Genomic DNA, 492 nt, shown 5'->3' with positions numbered 1-492 from the left:
GGCTAAAACGATGAGAAGCTTTCGCTCGAAGATGATTATGCTATTTGCGTTAAGTATGATATTAGCTGGTGGCGTAACGTATTTGATTTATGAGGGGCTACGTCTCTATTATAAATTAGCAGTTCGTTATGAGGATCCTTTAGCCCAATTTCGTTCAATGGTAAGACAAATTGGGGACATTAATTTCTTTTTAATTGTATTTATTCCTCTGTCCATTATGTTTTTCTTCTTTCTTACTAGACCGTATTTAAAATATTTTGATGAGATTTCGAACGGGATTCATCATCTTGCGAACGGAGATTTTTCAAATCAAGTTCGTGTTTCATCAAATGATGAGTTTGGATATATCGCACGCGAAATTAATGTAGCGAGTGAAAAATTAAAAGAAGCGGTTGAACGAGGAGACTTTGCGGAAAGTAGTAAAGATCAGCTCATTGTCAACTTAGCTCATGATTTAAGAACGCCGCTAACATCTGTTTTAGGGTATTTAGA

Annotated in this window: 1 protein-coding gene; it reads left to right on the top strand. The window is 35.8% G+C overall.

All coding sequences use genetic code 11. The annotated features are described in order from the left end of the window. Nucleotides 1-492: HAMP domain-containing protein (locus DN408_RS31165; RefSeq protein ID WP_370458407.1), on the top strand; the 492-nt coding region annotated here is incomplete at both ends.

It is taken from the genome of Bacillus sp. AR13-1 (genome assembly GCF_008042285.1).
In the GTDB taxonomy this organism is placed as follows: Bacteria; Bacillota; Bacilli; order Bacillales; family Bacillaceae_G; genus Bacillus_A; species Bacillus_A mycoides.
Note: the sequence above shows the minus strand (reverse complement) of the source record. Positions and strands in the feature narration are given on the sequence as shown.